At 42.2% G+C, this 301-nt stretch carries 1 pseudogene; it reads left to right on the forward strand.

From position 1 onward, the window contains the following. Positions 1–301, forward strand: a pseudogene (locus tag ACFIK8_RS11885) (dihydroorotate dehydrogenase (quinone)); the annotation flags it as partial.

Here is a 301-nt window from a genome sequence, read left to right on the forward strand (position 1 = left end):
TATTTATGTTGGATCCAGAGCATGCGCACCGCTTAGCGATTGTCGGGCTGAAAAGTGGATTGAGCAGTTATCGTAAGGTTGTTGATAGGCGTTTGTGTGTGGCTGTTGCAGGTCTTGAGTTTGAAAATTTTATCGGTCTTGCTGCGGGTTTTGATAAGAATGCAGAAGTTGTCGAAGCTATTTTTCATTTAGGATTTGGTTTTACTGAGATTGGTACTGTTACACCAAAACCTCAGGTCGGAAATCCTAAACCACGGCTTTTTCGCTTGAGAGAAGATGAAGCGATTATTAATCGAATGGG

It is taken from the genome of Bartonella sp. MR168JLCBS (assembly GCF_042194175.1).